Origin of the sequence: Bremerella sp. P1, from assembly GCF_028748185.1 — a bacterium.
Taxonomy (GTDB): domain Bacteria; phylum Planctomycetota; class Planctomycetia; order Pirellulales; family Pirellulaceae; genus Bremerella.
In genome coordinates this window covers 2,652,583-2,671,617 of record NZ_CP118164.1, presented here as the reverse complement: position 1 = coordinate 2,671,617, position 19,035 = coordinate 2,652,583, and the positions used below count along the sequence as shown (strand labels likewise).

At 54.6% G+C, this 19,035-nt stretch carries 19 protein-coding genes; 9 read left to right on the top strand and 10 right to left on the bottom strand.

From position 1 onward, the window contains the following. Positions 1 to 28 precede the first annotated feature (28 nt). Positions 29 to 343, top strand: a complete 315-nt coding sequence (locus PSR63_RS11035; RefSeq protein ID WP_274333259.1) for a DUF721 domain-containing protein — start codon at positions 29 to 31, stop codon at positions 341 to 343. 89 nt (positions 344 to 432) lie between these two features. Further along, positions 433 to 3,003: a DNA gyrase subunit B gene (locus PSR63_RS11030; protein ID WP_274333257.1), complete on the top strand. Its 2,571-nt coding sequence runs from the start codon at positions 433 to 435 to the stop codon at positions 3,001 to 3,003. 76 nt (positions 3,004 to 3,079) lie between these two features. Here PSR63_RS11030 and PSR63_RS11025 read toward each other — a convergent pair whose 3' ends face one another. Then, a complete protein-coding gene (locus PSR63_RS11025) occupies positions 3,080 to 3,394 on the bottom strand; it encodes a hypothetical protein (protein ID WP_274333255.1) in 315 nt (104 codons plus the stop codon). Positions 3,395 to 3,764: 370 nt separating this feature from the next. Between PSR63_RS11025 and PSR63_RS11020 the strand changes: the two genes are divergently transcribed. Next, on the top strand, positions 3,765 to 4,715 hold the full coding sequence (locus PSR63_RS11020; protein ID WP_274333253.1) for a nucleoside hydrolase: 951 nt from the start codon (positions 3,765 to 3,767) through the stop codon (positions 4,713 to 4,715). 13 nt (positions 4,716 to 4,728) lie between these two features. Here PSR63_RS11020 and PSR63_RS11015 read toward each other — a convergent pair whose 3' ends face one another. The 3 genes from PSR63_RS11015 to PSR63_RS11005 all read right to left on the bottom strand — a co-directional run bounded on the left by PSR63_RS11015 (position 4,729) and on the right by PSR63_RS11005 (position 10,223). Continuing rightward, positions 4,729 to 7,107: a hybrid sensor histidine kinase/response regulator gene (locus tag PSR63_RS11015; protein ID WP_274333251.1), complete on the bottom strand. Its 2,379-nt coding sequence runs from the start codon at positions 7,105 to 7,107 to the stop codon at positions 4,729 to 4,731. A gap of 249 nt (positions 7,108 to 7,356) precedes the next feature. Continuing rightward, on the bottom strand, positions 7,357 to 8,778 hold the full coding sequence (locus tag PSR63_RS11010; protein WP_274333249.1) for a hypothetical protein: 1,422 nt from the start codon (positions 8,776 to 8,778) through the stop codon (positions 7,357 to 7,359). Positions 8,779 to 9,293: 515 nt separating this feature from the next. Continuing rightward, positions 9,294 to 10,223: an NAD(P)H-binding protein gene (locus PSR63_RS11005; RefSeq protein ID WP_274333247.1), complete on the bottom strand. Its 930-nt coding sequence runs from the start codon at positions 10,221 to 10,223 to the stop codon at positions 9,294 to 9,296. A 106-nt stretch (positions 10,224 to 10,329) separates the two neighbouring features. Between PSR63_RS11005 and PSR63_RS11000 the strand changes: the two genes are divergently transcribed. Both PSR63_RS11000 and PSR63_RS10995 read left to right on the top strand, forming a co-directional pair. Further along, entirely contained in the window at positions 10,330 to 10,920 is a 591-nt protein-coding gene (locus PSR63_RS11000) for a DUF1990 family protein (RefSeq protein ID WP_274333245.1), read from the top strand. 199 nt (positions 10,921 to 11,119) lie between these two features. Next, on the top strand, positions 11,120 to 11,701 hold the full coding sequence (locus PSR63_RS10995; protein ID WP_274333243.1) for a superoxide dismutase family protein: 582 nt from the start codon (positions 11,120 to 11,122) through the stop codon (positions 11,699 to 11,701). 93 nt (positions 11,702 to 11,794) lie between these two features. Here PSR63_RS10995 and aroE read toward each other — a convergent pair whose 3' ends face one another. Beyond that, positions 11,795 to 12,643, bottom strand: coding sequence for a shikimate dehydrogenase (aroE, locus tag PSR63_RS10990; RefSeq protein WP_274333241.1), 849 nt, complete (start codon positions 12,641 to 12,643; stop codon positions 11,795 to 11,797). Positions 12,644 to 12,773: 130 nt separating this feature from the next. On the opposite strand from aroE, the gene PSR63_RS10985 reads away from it, so the two are divergent. The 4 genes from PSR63_RS10985 to PSR63_RS10970 all read left to right on the top strand — a co-directional run bounded on the left by PSR63_RS10985 (position 12,774) and on the right by PSR63_RS10970 (position 15,957). Next, complete coding sequence (locus PSR63_RS10985) at positions 12,774 to 13,547, top strand: hypothetical protein (RefSeq protein WP_274333239.1); 774 nt, start codon at positions 12,774 to 12,776, stop codon at positions 13,545 to 13,547. A gap of 100 nt (positions 13,548 to 13,647) precedes the next feature. Next, positions 13,648 to 14,391 carry a hypothetical protein gene (locus PSR63_RS10980; RefSeq protein WP_274333237.1) on the top strand — a complete coding sequence of 248 codons (744 nt, stop codon included), beginning with the start codon at positions 13,648 to 13,650 and terminating at the stop codon, positions 14,389 to 14,391. 26 nt (positions 14,392 to 14,417) lie between these two features. Beyond that, positions 14,418 to 15,185, top strand: coding sequence for a hypothetical protein (locus tag PSR63_RS10975; protein ID WP_274333235.1), 768 nt, complete (start codon positions 14,418 to 14,420; stop codon positions 15,183 to 15,185). A 91-nt stretch (positions 15,186 to 15,276) separates the two neighbouring features. After that, positions 15,277 to 15,957: a hypothetical protein gene (locus tag PSR63_RS10970; RefSeq protein ID WP_274333233.1), complete on the top strand. Its 681-nt coding sequence runs from the start codon at positions 15,277 to 15,279 to the stop codon at positions 15,955 to 15,957. Here PSR63_RS10970 and PSR63_RS10965 read toward each other — a convergent pair. From PSR63_RS10965 to PSR63_RS10945, 5 genes are all read right to left on the bottom strand, one after another. Next, a complete protein-coding gene (locus tag PSR63_RS10965; RefSeq protein ID WP_338000669.1) occupies positions 15,890 to 16,711 on the bottom strand; it encodes a class I SAM-dependent methyltransferase in 822 nt (273 codons plus the stop codon). The genes PSR63_RS10970 and PSR63_RS10965 overlap by 68 nt on opposite strands. Positions 16,712 to 17,211: 500 nt before the next feature. After that, positions 17,212 to 17,643, bottom strand: a complete 432-nt coding sequence (locus PSR63_RS10960; RefSeq protein ID WP_274333231.1) for a hypothetical protein — start codon at positions 17,641 to 17,643, stop codon at positions 17,212 to 17,214. After that, complete coding sequence (locus PSR63_RS10955) at positions 17,636 to 18,061, bottom strand: hypothetical protein (RefSeq protein ID WP_274333229.1); 426 nt, start codon at positions 18,059 to 18,061, stop codon at positions 17,636 to 17,638. Before PSR63_RS10955 ends, PSR63_RS10960 begins: the two co-directional genes overlap by 8 nt. After that, positions 18,058 to 18,480 carry a hypothetical protein gene (locus PSR63_RS10950; RefSeq protein ID WP_274333227.1) on the bottom strand — a complete coding sequence of 141 codons (423 nt, stop codon included), beginning with the start codon at positions 18,478 to 18,480 and terminating at the stop codon, positions 18,058 to 18,060. The genes PSR63_RS10955 and PSR63_RS10950 overlap by 4 nt, the downstream gene beginning before the upstream one ends. Before the next feature lie 5 nt (positions 18,481 to 18,485). Continuing rightward, positions 18,486 to 19,007: a hypothetical protein gene (locus PSR63_RS10945; protein WP_274333226.1), complete on the bottom strand. Its 522-nt coding sequence runs from the start codon at positions 19,005 to 19,007 to the stop codon at positions 18,486 to 18,488. Positions 19,008 to 19,035: the final 28 nt, after the last annotated feature.

Sequence of the window (19,035 nt, the reverse complement as noted above, 5' to 3'; positions counted from 1 at the left end):
ATGAAACACATAATCGGAACCACGAACAATGAGCCAGCGTCAGCCCGGCAAAGTGCAGTCGATCAAAGGAACCTTGGCCCAGTTGATGGTCCAGAAGGGCTACGCCCAGGTTCAGACGGCCGATGCCACGCAACAGGCTTGGGATGTCGCCGCCGGCGAGCGTCTGGCCGAGCATAGTGTGGCTGGCAACGTACAGCGTGGCACCTTGCTGGTCATGGTCGCCAACTCGACGATCAGCCAGATGATCAGTTTCCAGAAGCCCAAGATCCTCAAGTCACTGCAAGAACAGCTGCCGGATCACGGGATTACCGATTTGAAAATCAAAGTAGGGCGAATTGATTAGCGAACGCTGAAAACTTCCCCGACAAAGTGATTCAATAACCTCGTTCGATTCAGACGAGGCAAAGAGTTTAGAAGAAACGAAAAGCGAATATGACCGAACCGAACGAACCTCAAGATCAGCCGACTGGGGACATCGAAAACAAGGAAGCCGCCCAGCAGGCCGAACAGGCTAAGGCCAAATCGGAATATGGCGCGAGCGATCTCGAGCACCTTTCTGACTTGGAGCATGTCCGCGAACGGCCGAGTATGTACATCGGTGACCGTTCGATGCGTGGTTTCCATCACCTGGTGTACGAAGTGGTCGATAACTCGATCGACGAAGCGATGGCGGAGTTCGCTTCCAGCGTGATCGTGACGGTCCACAACGATAACTCCGTTACCGTTGAGGACGACGGCCGCGGTATTCCGGTCGACCGTCACCCACAGCTTTCCGAACAAGTCGGCCGCGACGTCTCGACCCTGGAAGGGGTAATGACCGTGCTGAAGTTCGGCGGCAAGTTCAGCAAAGGGGCGTACCAAACGTCTGGCGGTCTGCACGGCGTGGGTGTGACCGTGGTGAACTTCCTATCCGAGTGGTGCGAAGTGGAAGTCTACCGCGATGGCTTTGTCTGGCAGCAGGAATATGAACGAGGTGTTCCCCAAGGTCCAGTTCAAAAGGGTCAGCCGACCAAGAAGCGTGGTACCAAAACTACCTTCAAGCCTGACAGCCAGATCTTCAACGTTAGCAAGTTCAATCACGATACTCTCGCCAAGCGTCTGCAAGAACTCGCCTTCTTGAACAAAGGTGTGAAAATCATCTTCATTGATGATCGCACGCAAGAGAAAGACGAGTTTGTCTACGAGCAGGGGATCATCGAATACGTCGAGCACCTGAATCGTTCAACTAACGCGCTGCACCCTGACGTGATCTTCCTGAGCGGTGTCACCGAAGGCGTGGGCTATGAAATTGCCCTGCAGTACAGCGAAGAATACACCGAGAACCTTCATTCGTACGTGAATAACATCAACACGCACGAAGGAGGTACGCACGTCTCCGGCTTTAAGACGGCCCTGACGCGTACGCTGAATAACTACGCCAAGAAGGAAAGCATGATCAAGGACGTCGCGCTATCCGGCGATGACTTCCGCGAAGGTTTGACGGCGATCATCAGTACTCGCGTGCCTGAGCCGCAGTTTGAAGGCCAGACGAAGACCAAGCTGGGTAACAGCGAAGTCGAAAGCTACATCAACTCGGGCTTTGGCGAGTTCATGACCAAATACCTGGAAGAGAACCCCAAGGTTGCCAAGATCATCATTCGCAAAGCTCTGTTGGCCGGTCAGGCGCGCGAAGCGGCTCGCAAGGCTCGCGATCTGCTGCGAAACCGAAAGGATGCCCTCAGTGGTGGCGGACTGCCAGGTAAGCTGCGTGACTGCATCAGCAAAGAGATGGAGAAGTGCGAACTGTACCTGGTGGAAGGTGACTCGGCCGGTGGTTCGGCCGAAGGGGGACGACTGCGAGATTTCCAGGCCATCTTGCCGCTACGAGGTAAGATCATCAACACCTATAAGGCTCGCGAAGATAAGGTGCTGGCCAACGAAGAAGTCCGCAGTATGATCCAGGCGATCGGCGTGGGCATCGGCCAGGACCAGGATATCAACAAGCGTCGGTACAACAAAGTCGTGATCATGACCGATGCCGACGTCGACGGTTCGCACATTCGCACGCTGCTGTTGTCGTTCTTCTATCGCCAGATGAACGAACTGGTTGCTGGCGGTCATGTTTATGTCGCCCAGCCGCCACTGTTTCGCGTGGTGCACAAGAAGAACGTCTGGTACGTCCAGACCGAAGAAGAAATGAAAAACCAGTTGCTGGACAACGGTCTGGCTGACTGTGCTTTCGTCGATGATAACGGCGACGTGATCGACGGCGAAAAGATGGAAAAGTTGTGCCGTGCACTCGCTCCGCTGGAAGAAGCGATTGTCGCTTTGGAACGCCGCGGCATCGGCCTGAAGATTCACGCGGTGCGACAAGATCCGGTCAGCCAGAAGTTGCCGGTCTTCCACTTGGTGATGGGTCGCGAAGAGCATTGGTTCTCGACCAAGAAGGAACTCGATGCGTTCCTCAACGAACGAGGTCTCGACGCCGAGCCGGACACACAGATTCCTGACGAAGGAGAAGTGGTCGACGGCCAGGTCCTGGATTCCGAAGCCGAAACCAACGGTCAACCAAAGGAAGAAGAAGCCGAGGTCGAAGCACCTCACATCGCTGAACTGCACGAAGTGCGGACGATCAACATTAAGCTGGCTGAACTGGCGGAACTTGGCTTCGACATTCAAGCGTTGATTCCGCAGGAACGCACAGGCAGCACCGACTCGCGTTACAAGTTGCGACGCGGCGAAAGCGAAACCGGCTTGGAAGACCTCCGTGGTCTGCTGGCCGCGGTTCGATCGGCTGGTGAACGTGGCCTGCAGGTAACTCGCTTTAAAGGTCTGGGCGAAATGAACGCGGAAGAACTTCGCGAAACGACCCTCGACCCGCAAAACCGAACGTTGATGCAGGTCACTATGAGCGACGCTTCGGCGGCCGACGACATGTTCCGCATCTTGATGGGTGACAAGGTCGAACCTCGCCGCGAGTTCATCGAGAAGCATGCCCTGGAAGTGCGGAACTTGGACGTATAGTCTGAATGATTTGACACCGCCCAAAGGCAAAGAAATGATAAGAGAGCCGATCGATTCGGCTCTCTTTTTTTGTACCTCACTCCATTTGCGATTGTCGCTGAGGATTCCGATGGATGAAACGCGAAGAGTCTGGCTTCGACAATGGCACGATATTCTTGATGAAGCGTTCGGTCCTGATCCGAATTTTGATTTCGACGAGGCAGTGGAGTCGCCTGACGACGACTTCCGGATGCATTTCATGACTTGGGATCTGTCGGACGAGCAACTCATGCGTTGCTTCCAGATCTTGCCCGGCGGAGAAGCACTCGGTCGTCGAGCGATTGAGATGCGGTCGCTGCTTCGCGGCGAGCAGCGAAGCATATCGGAAGCGGAAGCCAAGGAAATGTTTCAAGAAGGGCTCAGTCGATATGCCACGTTCAGCGATGATGCCGACTTGAAGAAGCCATTCCAGGTCAAGCACGTCGCATCTGACGATTTGATCAACGCCACGATGCATGCCGATCGAGTTGGCATTGTCTTTGAAGATGTCGATCTAGATGGGGGCGATGAAGCGTTCCTAGTAACAGACTTCCTCACAGAAACGCTCTACCGGTTCGCATATTCCTACGAAGTGCTGGACTACATCACATGGCCCCTTGTTAGTTGTTGTAGACGACTAAAGTCCCTTCCGCTTTCAGCACACTTTCGCTATCGCAAGTTCAGGAAGACCCGCCATGTATCGGCTTCTTTTTGTGATACTATGTTTTGCGAGTATTCCAGGTATGAGCTTCTCGGCAGAACCACGCGCGCCTCTAAAAATCCTGTTCGATACCGACATGGAAAGCGACTGCGACGATGCGGCTGCCCTGGCGATGCTCCACGCGCTGGCCGATCGCGGAGAGATCGAACTTCTGGGTACGATGGTTTCGGCCAAGTACCCTTGGTCTGCTCCGTGTACCGATGCCATCAATACCTATTACGGTCGACCGGATCTGCCGATTGGTGTGCCCAAAGGAAAGGCCGGCATTCAGCAGAAATCGAAATACGCTGAGCAGATCGCCAAGAAGTTCCCGCATGATTGCCCCACGTATGAAGATGCCCCGGACGCGACCAAGCTGTATCGCAAGATTCTGTCCGCTCAAGCTGATGGTAGTGTGACGATTCTGACGGTGGGAGACCTGACCAACCTGCGCTATTTGATTGAGTCTACAGGTGATGACATCAGTACATTAACCGGGCAGCAGCTTGTGAAACAGAAGGTGGCTCATTGTGTGTGCATGGGAAGCCGTTATCCAGCCGATTTGGATCCCGGTAAGTGGGGCAACTTCAAACCGGATGCTGATTCAACGGTGATTGCTATAGAGAAGTGGCCAACCAAGATCACCTTCACCGGCGGCGGTCAATTTGCCAGTCTGATTTCTACTGGAAAGCGTCTGACGGAATTGCCCGAAGACAATCCGGTTCGCCGAGTTTATGAACTCTATTTCGGCGGGAAGGTGAACGATCGACATAGTGCCGATCAAATTGCCGTGATGGTCGCCGCACGCGGGACAGGCCATCCTTGGAAGCTAGTCACCCAGGGACACAACCACATTTTCCCCAACGGCACCCACGAGTGGCGCGAGCAAATTGATAATCCTCGTCACGAGTACGTCTCCGCTTTGGCGGATGGTGTGGACCCGGCGGATGTGATTGACTCGTTCAACGAGCTGATGCTGCATCAAGCAAAGTAGACCTCAGCCTCGGTCAGTTATCCCTACCTTGGTTGATGATCCGTTGGATTTCCGCAGGTTCGGCCGGTTTGACCAGGTGATGATCGAAGCCAGCCTCTTTGGTACGGTCACGGTCTTCCTGTTGCCCCCAGCCGGTGAGTGCAATCAGCAGGATGTCCTTTCCCCATTCTTGTTGGCGAATGTACCGAGCGGCTTCATAGCCGTTCATTTTGGGCATGCCAAGATCCATGAGAATGATTTCGGGTTGGAACTGCTGAGCGACTTCAATCGCTTGCTGTCCATCTTCGGCCATCTCGACCGTGTTGCCGAGCATCTTGACTACTTTGCTGAGCATTTCGGCAGCGGCCTTATTGTCGTCGACAACAAGAACGCGGTGCTTACCTTGCTTCAGCGAGAAACCCTCGGTCGGCAGATCCTTGTTCTGAGACGGTTGATCTTCCTCTCGCACCGGCAAGGTAACTGTGAACTCACTTCCTTTGCCTTGCCCCTGGCTGGTTACCGAGACCGTTCCTCCGTGCATCTCGACCAGCGATTTAACGAGGGTCAGGCCGATGCCTAGGCCTGCGAAACGACGTTCCATGGAACGATCGACTTGGGTAAACATCGTAAAGATGCTATCGATCATGTCGGCTGGTATCCCAATTCCGGTGTCTTGCACATGGATGGCAACGTGATTGGGGTCTGGCTGATCAACCGAAAGCTTAATCTTTCCACCGTCAGGCGTATATTTGGCGGCATTGTTCAAAAGGTTCGAGACGACCTGGGCCAACCGATTCGGGTCGGCATGGATTGTGATGTCGTTGTTGTTGACCACCTCGAGCGAGTGTTCCGAGTCTTCAATCAGTGGCTGAGAAGTTTCGACCGCACTTTTGATGACATCAGATATCTTGACGTCTGCTTTGCGAAGAGTCAGCTTGCCACGCGTCACTCGAGAAACGTCCAACAGATCATCAACTAGCGAGATCAACTGCTTGGTTTGGCGTTCCATCGTCTCGCGAGTTTCGTCCAGCAGTTCGGGGTCATCGCCCGCCATTTTCATCAGCTCTAAGCCCATTCGGATCGGAGCGAGTGGATTACGAAGTTCGTGTGCCAAGGTTGCTAGAAACTCATCCTTTTTACGATCGGCGTCAGAAAGCTGAGCGGCGACGGTTCGTAACTCTTCCTGGATCTGCTGCTGCTCGCTGATATCGGTGTTTGTTCCAAACCAACGCACGATTTCCCCTTCGTCATTCTTCAACGGCAGGGCACGCGTCAGGAAGGGACGCACGATTCCATCGGCACCTCGGATAGGGGCCACAATATCGAGTCGCTCCCCAGTCTCGATGCTCTTTTCCCAAGCCGCTTGTACCTGAGGCAAATCATCCGGATCGATACATTGCTTCCAATTCAAGCCAAGGCAATCTTCCTGGGTCAGACCTGTGTACTCGTACCAGCGATGATTGAACCAATCGACGTAGCCATCGGCGCGGGTCATCCAGGCCATCTGGGGAATGGCGTCGGCAAGTTGGAAGAACTCAGCCTGACTCTGCTTGAGGGCTTGTTCGGTTTCCTTGAGTCGCGATTGGTCGAGCACAAAGCAGATGTACTGCCCGGGGCGATCTTCGACTGGGGTGTAGCCCAGCGTAATCGGTACGCGTGTTCCGTCCTTGGTGATGTACTCCTTTTCGTAGGCTGGGCATGCGCCTTCTTTGTCGGCGGTCTCGATTCCTTCGACATCCCGCGGCAAGTATTCAGGCGGTGTCATGTCGTACCAGCGGAGGCCTTCGCTTTGCCACTCTTCTTCCGAACAGCGAAGCATGCGTAGCAGTTCGCCGTTGACTTCCAACCAGTTTCCGTCCGCATCGGCCAGGCCAACACCGATGATGTTCGAGCTGGCGAACTTACGCCAACGGGCGTCGCGTTCTTTGATTTCTGCATTGGCTTTTTCAAGCTGCTCAACCCGCTCTTGAACGCGCTGCTCGAGGACTTCGTTCGACTCGCGAAGGGCTTGTTCGGCCTGCTTGCGAGCTTCGATCTCACGCTCCAGTGCTTCTGGGCTTCGCAGCCGCAAGACCTCCGGAATGTTGTAGACAATCGCCACGACAGTCGCCCAGGAAACGATTGCCGTGGAGAGTTTTAACAGGCCAGACAGCCGATAGGCGGGCCACCAGAAGATGGTGGCGTCCATCAGGTGGGTCAAGCCGCACAGCATGATGAACGCGACAAACAGCAGGAACACGCGTCGAAAGGGGAGGTCTTTCCGCTGCGAGAGAAAGTAAGCGAGCAGTCCAGGTATCGCAAAGTAAGCTGCCCAGATGCCAATATCCGAGAGAATGTGCAGCCAGCCATGCCCTGCGGACCATTCCCCGCAATGCCAACGCTGGGGAAAGTCGGACGTATCCAATAAGTTCAAGAAGAAGTTCATGCCTGACCGTAAAGTAGAACAACAAATTAGTTGCCTAGGGAAAGAAGTTGCCCCCTGCTCATATTTCCCCGAGATAGATGAGGCAGGATAAGAAATCTTATTCTACGTACGCTAGGTAATTTGAAACAGACACACCTCGCGTTATTAGATCTCAAAAGATCGAATTTGCGGTTGGCCCATGAAAAAAGGCCCAGTCTTGCGACGGGCCTTTTTTGATAACCAACTTGAACGTAGCGTTTACAGCTTCGGTTGACCGGTAGGGTCATCGTCGCTGGGGGACGTGGTCGATTCGTCCTTGGTAGCCTTATCTTCCGAATCAGCCGATTCCTCTTCTTTGCTTGGAGCCGGTGGTGGTTCGGAAGGTGTCACGATGCTTCTCTGGATGATCGTTGGCGGCTTCTCGACCACGCTACTTGGGGCAGCGAGCGTCGGACCAGTCGTAGTCGGTGGCAGGATAACACGACGCGAAGTCGCTGGTGGAGCCGAGTACACTGGGTTGCCGTAAGAATCTAGAGGAACACGCATGGTCACCGTACGTGGGATACGACGGGTATAGGTGTACTGAACCCGTTTGGGAACCAATTTGGTTTCAGTCACCGTGCTCGTCTCTGCGACCCACTTCTGGACCTTCACTTCGTAAGGTTCAACGCGTTGTTCGTAGACCATCTTGGTCGTGCTGATCGGCACCTTACGAACGACTTCTTCCTGAACCCAATCGCAGTACTTCACGGTAACCATGTTCTCGACCCGCTCGGTGACAGGCTTCTGAACGGTAACCGGAATCTGCTGGACTTGCTGGACTTGTTCGTAGCGAGTCACGTTGTAAGGGATGCGGCGAACCTGGACTTCGTCTTCGTAACGAACACGTTGAACAGGAACTTGCTGCGTGACCTGCGTAGGCACGTACTGGGTAACCGGAACTTGCTGAGCCACCACGTTAGGAACGTAGTTGGTGACGTTGCTCACGCTGCCAGGGCGTTGTTCAGGAATCCAGTGCAGACCACCACGGTCGTATTGGTACTGACCAGTGGCTGGATCGAAATACGTTTGACCGGTGGTCCAACGCAAACGGTTCCGAGTCGGACCAGGCGTATAGACCTGCGTGGTCTGATAACCGCCCTGATCGACGTACTGGGTACGGCAAACGGTTTGCGGCTGATACATGGTGACCGTTTGGTTCTGCATCACGGTTTCGGTAACCGGACGACGCACGACCGTTTGTTGATCGTAGTACTGCGTTTCGGTCACGGGGCGAAGAACGGTGTTTACCTGTTCTCGCATTTCGGTCTCGGTAACGTAGCGCGTCTGATTGTAGCTACGATCTTCGACGCGTTCCTTCCAGACCGGCTTCATGACGGTGTAGCGTTCTTCACGCTCGGAAGTTTCCGTAACCGGCTTAGCAACGGTCACGGTTCGCTCGCGACTCTGGGTTTCCCAGACGGGGCGATAGGTGGTGACCTCTTTGGGAACTTCAACCCGTTCATATTCCGTCCGGTAGGCGGTTACGGGTTGTTCCTCATAGACGGTCTGAGTGACGACTTTGTACGATGGCCCACATCCGCCACATTGGGCGAACGATGGCGTTGGCGCGATACTCATTCCCACTACGCTTAACAGCGCCGGGGCGATGAATACCTTTTTGAGATGAGCGAGTTTCATGGTTCAAGTTTCCTGACCAAGTTGGTTATCGAATACGACCACCGAGGCCTATTCCGCCGACGAAATCCATCTCGCTCCAGATCGGTTCTACTCCCTTAAACGGGGCGCCTCTTCCACGCGTGTGAGTCTTATTAGACTCGCAAAAATCGTGCTGCCTGGCAAACATAAAAGTTTACCACCATGATCGTTTTCCGCTGGAAAAGCATACCTCATCTAGTCTTACATCAAACGAAATTCTTTCAAGATTTCGTTGCTAATTGCCGACGAACTAATCCTCTTTTCTGGCAAAGTGAACGCATTAGGAAAGGTTGCTACCAGCTAGCTTAACCAGAAGGAAAAGTTGCCCCAATGCATCGTCCGATCGAACTGGACGTTGCCCGACCAACACGCATGTTGCGAAATCGAAACATCGAGGCGAGTTTGTGGTGCGAACTGTTCCGTTTTCAGACAGCAGTGGGTTTTCAATGCTCACAAGTCGATGCTTGCGTTGCTGGCCGAAATAGGAAATTTGCCAGCTATGCTTCTTGTTGTACTGCCTGATGAATGGCCTCTTGGGTGGTCATTGGCTGATGCGAAAAGATTTTTCGAGCACGATCGTCACGCACGACAGTTGGGTTTCTGAGCCCTTCGATTAAGTGCCGTCCGACGTCGGCGCTGGTCGGTGTGACGAGTCCCAGCCAAAGGCTTGAAAGGTACGGCGTCAGCAGCGGAACGCTGACCAGGATCCGTGTCAGGTTTCGTTCCTTCGCGTACATCTTGATCAACCCGCCATAGGTGACCACGTCTTGGCTGCCGATCTCGAAGACTTCACTTTTCTCCAGGGGCAGCTCGATCGATTCCTCCAGGTACGCCAGAACGTCCTCAGTCGCGATCGGCTGCGTTGGCGTCGCCAGCCATCTCGGACAGATCATCATGGGAAGTCGCTGCGTCAGGGAACGGATGAGTTCGTAGGAGAGGCTACCCGGTCCGAGTACCACCGAGGCGCGCAGTTCGATGGTTAGCACGTCGCTGGACAGAAAAATCTGACCCACCTCGTGACGGCTCTTCAGGTGGGGCGAAAGATCTGGGTCCGCATCGTCCCCCAAGCCGCCCAGGTAAATGATGCGCGAGACGCCGGCTTCTTTGGCCGCAGCAACGAAGTTCTCGGCCGCGATACGATCCTTCTTCTGAAAGTCGTCCCCGTAACCCATGCCATGGATGAGATAGAACGCGACGTCGACCCCCTGCAAGCACTCTTGAAGCGAGTGGGAATGCATGACATCCCCTTGAGCGACCTCAACTTGATCCCGAATTGCCTTGTCCAGTCGGCTTGGGTCGCGAACCAGGCAGCGAACCTTATAGTGAGGTAAAATTCGGGGGACAAGGCGGCTCCCCACATAGCCGGTAGCACCGGTTACGAGCACCGTTTTCTGTCGGTTGTTGAAGGGGTAATCGTCAGAGGTCATATCGTGCTAGGGTAAAAATCGGGCCAATCGACGTTGCTTGGTTTTCGATTTTACGGTTCTCACCATTTGATCGGAAGTATTTTCTCAGAGACTAGTTAGAACCGCAATGTTTCGCTTTCATTCACCTGATGCTACCTCCGTCGAGCGGTTTCTCAGTACGCAGCGCGAGCGGAAGTATTCTTATTGTCATCAGGGGAAAACTAACAGCACGCCTCCCCAAGGTTTCCAAGTTGACCATACCCGCGTGAAGCTTGGTCACGGGATCGGTACCTTTGAAAGGGCGAAAGAGGCCCTCGGGAAGTGGCAGCAATTCGAACTGGGCTGGGTCTCGGCCAGGCCGATTACCACCACGATCCGGGAAGGAGAATCGGTGTGCGTGATCGGTAAGGCAGGCGGTCTCTATTGGCTCAATGCGGCACGCATTGTGTACGTGATCGATGACCGGCTGAACACGCCCAGGTTTGGGTTTGCGTATGGGACACTTCCGGCCCATATGGAAACCGGCGAGGAACGCTTTCTCGTCGAAATGGACGAATATGGCGATGTCTGGTACGACATTCTGGCTTTCTCGCGACCTAAACGGTGGATCGTCTGGCTACTCCATCCGTACATGCGAAAACTTCAAAAACAGTTTGCGCGCGATTCTGCCGCCCGCATGAAACAACTGGTGGCCGAAAAAGTCCAGCAAGCTGCGTGATGTTTCATCCGCCCAAGTGTCGTGCATGATCAATTGAGATTGCCTGTGACGCAGCGACAAAGTTTTCACCCTTGGTGGATTGGCGCATCTCAATACGTAACAATGGGCGCAACGACTCACTCAAGAGTAATGACGTCGGTAGAACGGTTCTCGCCGACCGAAGCTATAAACCAATCGCCCCGCAGGAGAAGACAACAATATGAAATCGACCATCCTGACTCTAAGCATTCTGCTATTGGCAATTCCTGGCCTGGTCATGGCCCAAGACGAAGGTGCCAAAGAAGACGCACACGAAAAAGAACACGCGCATGAGCATTCCCACGAAATGGTGGATCTGCCCACGGCTGCCGTCGCTGTTTTAGCTTCCACCAGCGGTAGCGACGTGAAGGGCGTCATTATGCTGAAGCAGGAAGACGGTTACGTTCACCTGACCGGTAAAGTGATCAATTTGGAACCAGGCGAACATGGGTTCCATATTCACGAATTCGGCGATCTGACCAAGGCCGACGGTACCGCCGCGGGTGGTCACTTCAATCCCGATGGCCACGAACATGGTGCCCCGGGTTCCGAAAGCCATGCTGGCGACTTGGGTAACATCACGGCTGACGAAAGTGGCGTTGCCAAGATCGATACCAAGGCCGAAGGTCTGAAGTTGCACATCGTGCTGGGCCGTTCGATCGTCGTGCATGCCAAGGCCGACGACTTGAAGAGCCAACCATCGGGTGACGCAGGTCCTCGCGTCGGTGTTGGCGTGATTGGCATTGCCAAGCCTAGCGAGTAAGTAAAGATGAAAATATGACCGAACGACAGTGATTGTTCGGAATGATTCGAGCGAGGCCCCGGGCAAGACTGGGGCCTCGTTTTTTTTATGGGGTTAGATTCCCAGATACTCTTCCAACGCTTCTCGCATGACAGCTTGGTCAGGCTCGATGCCGGTCCAAATCTTGAAACCGATCGCACCTTGATTGACCAGCATTCCCAGTCCGTCAATCGTTTGGCATCCGGCATCCTGCGCAGCTTGCAGAAACGCCGTGTGGGGTGGATTGAAGATCACGTCCGCCACCAGCATCGACTCGCGGAACGTATCTGGGTTCACGGGCACCATGGCCGAAGCATCGTTCAAACCAATGCTCGTTCCATTGATCACCAGATCGGCATCTTCAGGCAAATCGTGTGTTCCATTCCAAGGAATCCACTTCGACTCGATCCCGACCCGCTGCGATAGAAGATTCGCCAAATCACGACCGCGACCTGCATCACGATTGACGATGTCGATACTGGCCACTTTGTTCAAACCCAGTTCAACCCCAATGGCTCGGGCAGCTCCGCCGGCACCGAACAGGACCACCTTTTTGCCCTCAGGCTCGGTGACTTCTTTCAGCGCGGAAACGAAACCCTTGCCGTCGGTGTTCTCACCAACGAAGCCATCTTCTTCCGCGAAAATACAATTGACCGCTCCCATCAGTTCGGCCGCTTCGGTCAAGCGTTTCAAGTGAGGGATCACAGCGACCTTGTGCGGAATGGTGAAGTTTCCGCCGCGGAACCCCATCGCTTTCATACCGGCAACGGCAGCCGGAAGGTGTTCGGGTGAGACTTCTAAGGTAAGGTATCGCCAATCCAAACCAGCGGCAGCAAAAGCCCGTTCCATCATGAACTGAGATGGGTTTCCAGCCACTGGCTGCCCCATGCAGCAGACGATTTCCTGAAGTGATTCGTGAGTCATTACGTGCGCGCGTCGGTGTGTCCTGAGGAGGGAATTGTCAGGCTCAATTTTGCCGGGCAGCAAGAAGTTTTGCAACGTGATCCTGCGGCAAGTAGGTGCATCGGACTGAATAAAATGAGATGCTTGGAACATGAACATAGCCAGGGATCACCGGTCAATCCTCATCTTGATGCTCTTTACGCTTTGCTTAGACATCGTACTGGCAGCGGTGGAAATCGGGTTTGGGCTAGGTCCCAGAACCATTTTCCTGACAACGTGCATTCTGGGGCTTTCGCTCGGGCAGATGGCGCTCGGCCTCATTTTGCTAATGCGAGACGTTTCCCTGTGGCCGTCCGTCCTGTTGGCACTGGTCATCTCGTTTTTCTTTGGGCTTACCATTTCGTTGCATGAAAGAGGTGCGGACTTTGATCGGATCTTTGTCATCCTGTTAGTGACCTTGTTTTTCGGAATCGCTCCGGTGGCGATATACCGTGTGGTTTTCGTTGGCATGCAGGTGCAGTTTTCTCTGTCGGTCCTTTTCGGCTTAATGACGCTGATGACCGTCGTGTGTGCTGTCGTTGTTCAGATGGATGTCGATTGGGGATGGTTTCTGACGTATCTCTTTTTCTTCATCTGCTCGGCCGTTCCGATCCCATTGGCCGGGTTCATGCTAGTTGGCCCGCGGACGGCGTCGATCCGCTGGTTCGTCATCATCATGTTGTCGCTGTTCCTCGTCTGTGCGGTTTTCATGGGCATTTATCAAGATTCCATGAGGGACATTGGCTTGGTGATCCAGATTTGCGGATTCATGTCTCTGTATCTTGGTTTGGGCGGACATGTGCTTTTGCGAGACGCGAAGCAGCGCACCGTGCCTCAGCAAGCGGAATCACCACAGCCCAAGGAAGACCCGCTCGCAGCCGACTAATAGTTTCAATCGGTACAAACGTCATCGTGGGGTTTGAATTCGTGATCAGGCAACCTCAGTTCAGTGTGCAATCGCCGCGGTGGCCAATCACCATGGAGGGATGATTACTCCCGGACGATTTCTGCTTTCCCTTCTCGCCGCAGCCAGCATCTGCCTCGACATTGCGCTGGCGGCAAACTTCCAGGGCGGTCAGCCATCGGAAGCGTTATTTGGTTGCATGCTGGGTCTGATGCTTGGGCAGATCGGCCTGATGGCAACCGGCTGGATTCGCCGACCGGACGCATGGCCGGTTTGGTCGATGGCGATGCTGGGAAGTATCGCCCTGGGGAGCGTGCTACTGGGAACCATCGAAAAGATTCCTCTGCTGCACTGGGCAATCGTACTGGGCGTGTTTGCCGTGCTATGTGTGGCCTTGCCCATGATCTACCGGATCGGTCGACGCGAAGCAAAGTCGCAGTTCTCGTTAGCCGCCATCTTTGCTCTCACGACCGCAGCGACCTTGGTTTGCTTTGCCGTGCTGCAAAGTGATTTCCCCTGGCAGGAACTCCCTGTCGCGCTACCAGGTTTGATGGTATGGAGCTGCCCGACGATGGTGGTTGCTCTGAGTATTTCCGAAACCAAAGAAGACCGCCAACGCCAGCTGGTGATCGGCGTGGGTGCCATCCTGGCCATCTCGTTAACCGCAGCGTGGATGCTGCCGGCGCTCTGGAATCGATTGCCGCTGGTAATTGCCTGGGAGAGTTTCTACCTGTTGATCGCTGGCATCGTGGCACTGCAAGCCATTGCGAATGACGAAGCGGTTGCCATTAAGCAAACTGAGCCGGAAACGATTTCCCAGCTCTAGAGGCCTGGATCGGCTATGCTAACGACATGGACCGATCCTCAATTATCGTGCCGCTGCTGATCTTCATCGGAATCAACGTGGGCCTGGACGCCGTCGTGGGGATCGCTGTCTATACCAGCAAACCGAATGCGCCTGTGATGCTGTGGCACTTCGTCTTTGTGGGACTCTTGTGGGGGCAGTTCGGTTTGTGCTGCAGCTTGCGGCTTCGTTTTCGCGCGATGCGATACTATGCCTACATCGGTATGTTGCTTATTCCGATCACGGCGACCTGGGTCTTGATGCCAACCATCCAAGACGCGACGAATCAAATGTTCGTGGGTATCGTGATTCTGTTGGCGGGTTTCACGACCCTCTATTGTTTGGGACCGCGATCATTGGCCAACTGGCTATCTTCGCCCGGGCTGGAGAACCGTTATACGCTTCATCAGATGTTGATCGCGATCACATTGGTGGCATTTGCTTGTGCGATTGTGATGTACGTCCCGATCCTGGTCGCCGTCATGATTGCGCTGGGCGTATTTGTGTTGGCACTACCCTCGGTCATTGCCAGCAATCTGTTAGCGAAAGCGATCGACGTGACTAGCTACAGCTGGGTGATGTTTGCGAGCTTAACGATTTGCATTTTACTGGCCTTGATCGAACCGATGAGTGCCCCATCCTTCGGCATGTACATCGCTCAGATTGTGGTGCTGTGGTTGGGCGGGATTTTGTTGATATCCCTGGGGCTGGGGAGTGACCGACCAGAAGTGGTAGGACTGCCAGACGAATCATCTTGCGAGCTGAACGATGGATGAGGATTCGGCAAAACGGTCCGTTGGGAGATTGGCCGTCGCATTCTTGATAGGCGATCTCTTTCTTGCCCTGTTGGTCTTGTTTCAGGACCCTATGGATAGAACCATCACGGCAATTCTGATCGGAACGTTGATCGGACAGTTCAGCTTGGGCTGCGCGGCAATTTTGAGAAACGAAAGCCTGCGCGAGGGGGCCATCGGTTGGCTTGCTTTACTTGTCAGTGCTTCAGGTCTCCTGCCGGTCGTTTTTAATCAGGCCGATGTTGCCGGATACATTCTCTTATTCGCATTGATCATCGCAGGCGTTTGTCTTGCGACGAACTTGTTGCCGACGTTCGTTTTCCGATCATTCACGTCGAAGCGAGGATTTCAGTTCTCGATTCTGCACATCATGTTGCTGATGACGCTGGTCGGTATCAGTATTGTTGTTGCGTCCCTGACAAATGGCTTCATCTTAGTGGCCATTGGAGTTGGGCTCTTGCTGGTTGCTCCTTCAGCGATCGGTTGCCTGTTGGTTGGTGTACTAACGCAAAAACGCGCCTATCTTGCGTGCATGACATTCATTGTCCTTTTGATCGGCGCGGGGTGGATGCTCGCTACCAAAGCCACGGAGATTTGGCTCTCCGTTATGGCGCAAACGTTGACGATGGCAATAGGAGGATATGTGTTGATGCTGGTGAAACTTGGAACTGCCAACCAGTGCGATCCTAACCTGGCAGCCACAGAGAGCCTGCCTCGGTCTGAGCCTGCTCCTGACCCACTCGACGAGCCTTGATCCGCACGTACGGGGCGATGTACTTGCTGCGGTCTTCGAAGGTGTTGGGCTCGGCGTCTTCTTTGGCGTGCAGCGGCTCGATCAGGTCTTCGATCACCAGCCCGGCACGGCACATGCCGCCCAGCAGTTGTTCCCAGCGGTGCAGGTATTCCAGCGTGCCTTCTTCACGGTGGCGACTGCCACGGACCTCAGGCAAGGGGCCCGTGCGATAGTAAGGCTCGGTCAGTTCGTAGCCATGCTCGCTGCGGTGGACTTCAGCTTGCAGGCTTGTGGGTGTCTTGTGTTGGCTGATATAGATTCCCCCGCTGCACAGCACCTTCGCGACTTCGCGGAAGACAGGAGCGACATCCGGCACATAGCACGTCGCGACAGGGTGAATGACGATATCGAAGTCGGCCGGGGCGAACATCGAGAGATCGTCCATCGACGCTTCCACCGTACGTAGCTGAAGCCCGCGGTCCTTTGCCACGCGTCGATCGATCTCGAGCTGGGCACCACTGATATCAACGACGGTAACCACCGCACCGGCCGCGGCATACAGTGGACCTTGGCGACCACCCCCAGCGGCCAGGCACAACACGCGCTGCCCATAGATGCTCTTGCCCAACCATCCCCAGCGATCTAGTGTCTTGAGCGGATTCTTGAACTCCTCATCCTTCGCTGGTTGAGCAAACCGATGCCCACCCCGAGCCATTCGATCCCAGGCACCCTGGTTATGCTTCTTGGCAGGCGAGTTTTCGTGAGGGTTCGTCAACGGCTTGATCCTGAATTCATCGGAGAAACGGGGCATTGGCTGACGTTAGTTTATCAGCTGAGCGTTAGATCGTCTTTGGCTTGCGAAAGTAGTAACGTCTCGCTGACTGCAGGGAAAACATCCAAAGGATCCCTGCGGAAGAAAGGATTCCGATTGGGCCAAAACCTTGAAATGGAGCTGGAATACAACCATCGCAAAGGAACGTTCCCACGGTGAAAGAGACGAGCAGACCCGAATAGCACAGGATGCCAGTCCACCAGATTGCCGGAGACCGCACGAGAAAGAACATGCTGAAAAGAAAGCTCAAACCCATCGGCTGCCACATGAGGCTGCCTAGCCAGAAGGTGCCCAAGGGAACCAAAGGGGATTGAAACATGGCGACGACCATGGCCATCACCACCGGCGTCGGGGCCAGGTCTTTCTTCTTTCGCTGCAGTGGTTCGGCCAGGGTTGCCTGGACAGGCTCTTCGTCGACAACCTTGGGCGACTCAAACGGGTTTTCACTCGGGGCTGCGATAGTAAAACCTCCGCGATTGCGGATGCATCAAGAGAAGCAATATAAGCGTGGTGAGCAGCAGGACCAAGCCTCCTCGCAGCGCCCGCCACCATTCTTGCTCGAGCATCGCCAACGCGGTGCCGGCAATCATGATCAGAAAGAGGACCGCGAAGTAATTGGCTGACACCCGGTAGGCCCAGAACTGCTTGTAGAACAAGAGAAATCCGGCGGCGATCGCTAACAGTCCGGTGATCGGTCCGAAGGGACCTTCCACCAAGGCGACCAAGCCAACAGCCAGCATCAGGCTAAATAGCCATGCCAAAGCGACCTGTCCTGGCACACGCATGGCGCGAGGGTCGGCAGGTTCTTCGACCACTTCCGGCTCAACCGGTGGTTCTTCGATCGTATCAGGGGATTCAAATGGATTCTCATCCATGCGTCTTCGACCTTTCCTGGTATTCAATATACCCCAGGATGACAGCGATGATCGCATACGCCAAAACAAAGCCGAGTAGGCAGAGCGTTTGATAACCCTTCTCGTAAATCGCTGCCTGCGTCGCGCAACTGATGCTCACGGCGAACGCGTAAACAGTGGCCAGGGCCACGGTGCCGCGGGTAGGAATGATCAGAATGATCCCGACCACGCCGGTGATGCAAAACAGGATGCCGTTGATCACGTCCTGCAAAACCCAGCACACGCCGAAGTGGAACATCGCAATCAGCATGAACAGGCACCAAGCCACAAAGACCAGGACCGACATCTGGTGCGCCGGTTCGTCAGAAACTACCTCCGCGGTGGGAACCTGTTCAAGGATGCTTGGCGACTCAAACGGATTGTCAGGTAGCTGAGTCACTTTTTGGGTCTTCCTCGCCAGTAGTACCTACTGGAGGTTTGAATCAGCAGCACCATGATGGTGATGTATAGCAGAAGCGGAACCAGGCCGATGGCCATCAGTGGACGATCTCCGACGATACCCGTGGTCATTACGCCGACGGAAAGAACCGCCATCAGTGTCGCGTAGGCCAGTGCGATCAGCCACGTCATGATCGACGGCAACAAGACACTAAACCCCACGGCCAGACTCAAAAAGCCGACCAACAATTGAACGCGATTGCCAGCGATCAGCCCAGCAATAACGTGGAGACCACCGGCTGCGAGAAACAATCCCCACGTGAGCGAGACGAGACTGCGGACATCGCGATAGGGCGTCGACTTTCGGTCCGTCGGCGCAGTCGGGGATTGATACGGGTTGTCGCGTGATGAGTTGGGCATTTTCGTTACCAGCGAAAGCCGCACCGAGTGCAGCGCCGCTGGAAGCATAGCAGGTCATCCCCACTGGAGTTTACATGGTCGCAGTGGGGGCATTGAAGGCGATGAAACTTGCGGACGGTCTCTCTTCCCAGGGACGAGAAGATCGCCAGACAAAGTCCAGCTTGCACCAGTCCCGAGACGATTGCCAGCGGGGGCTTCAAAAAGACGAACGCCATCACGCAAAAGCCGACGGCCATCATCCCATGGAACAGAAAGTAAAACCGAGCGACCGCCCACGTCGGACTGCTGCGGGCAATGAGTCCCAGCGAGATCAAACACGAAAACGCGGCCCCGATCAACAGGCTGAATTGTTGCGATGTATCGGTGTAGCCAATGACGAAGAACTCGCCAATTTGCCAGGCCGTAAGCAGCAGCCCTAAGAGTACCGCCACGGCCAATGGACCAGGAATCGACGACAACTCCGGCGATGACGGCTGATCGTCGCCATGTGGAGAAGTAAACGGGTTCGATTCTGAAGGTTCAGTCATGCAAGCAGTTAGAGAGGTTATCGACAGG

Bases quoted from the DNA above. Each gene is read 5' to 3' on its own strand.
- PSR63_RS11035 (WP_274333259.1), top strand. From the start codon at position 29: ATGAGCCAGCGTCAGCCCGGCAAAGTGCAGTCGATCAAAGGAACCTTG.
- PSR63_RS11030 (WP_274333257.1), top strand. From the start codon at position 433: ATGACCGAACCGAACGAACCTCAAGATCAGCCGACTGGGGACATCGAA.
- PSR63_RS11020 (WP_274333253.1), top strand. From the start codon at position 3,765: ATGAGCTTCTCGGCAGAACCACGCGCGCCTCTAAAAATCCTGTTCGAT.
- PSR63_RS11010 (WP_274333249.1), bottom strand. From the start codon at position 8,778: ATGAAACTCGCTCATCTCAAAAAGGTATTCATCGCCCCGGCGCTGTTA.
- PSR63_RS11005 (WP_274333247.1), bottom strand. From the start codon at position 10,223: ATGACCTCTGACGATTACCCCTTCAACAACCGACAGAAAACGGTGCTC.
- PSR63_RS11000 (WP_274333245.1), top strand. From the start codon at position 10,330: ATGTTTCGCTTTCATTCACCTGATGCTACCTCCGTCGAGCGGTTTCTC.
- PSR63_RS10995 (WP_274333243.1), top strand. From the start codon at position 11,120: ATGAAATCGACCATCCTGACTCTAAGCATTCTGCTATTGGCAATTCCT.
- aroE (WP_274333241.1), bottom strand. From the start codon at position 12,643: ATGACTCACGAATCACTTCAGGAAATCGTCTGCTGCATGGGGCAGCCA.
- PSR63_RS10985 (WP_274333239.1), top strand. From the start codon at position 12,774: ATGAACATAGCCAGGGATCACCGGTCAATCCTCATCTTGATGCTCTTT.
- PSR63_RS10980 (WP_274333237.1), top strand. From the start codon at position 13,648: ATGATTACTCCCGGACGATTTCTGCTTTCCCTTCTCGCCGCAGCCAGC.
- PSR63_RS10975 (WP_274333235.1), top strand. From the start codon at position 14,418: ATGGACCGATCCTCAATTATCGTGCCGCTGCTGATCTTCATCGGAATC.
- PSR63_RS10970 (WP_274333233.1), top strand. From the start codon at position 15,277: ATGGATAGAACCATCACGGCAATTCTGATCGGAACGTTGATCGGACAG.
- PSR63_RS10960 (WP_274333231.1), bottom strand. From the start codon at position 17,643: ATGGATGAGAATCCATTTGAATCCCCTGATACGATCGAAGAACCACCG.
- PSR63_RS10950 (WP_274333227.1), bottom strand. From the start codon at position 18,480: ATGCCCAACTCATCACGCGACAACCCGTATCAATCCCCGACTGCGCCG.
- PSR63_RS10945 (WP_274333226.1), bottom strand. From the start codon at position 19,007: ATGACTGAACCTTCAGAATCGAACCCGTTTACTTCTCCACATGGCGAC.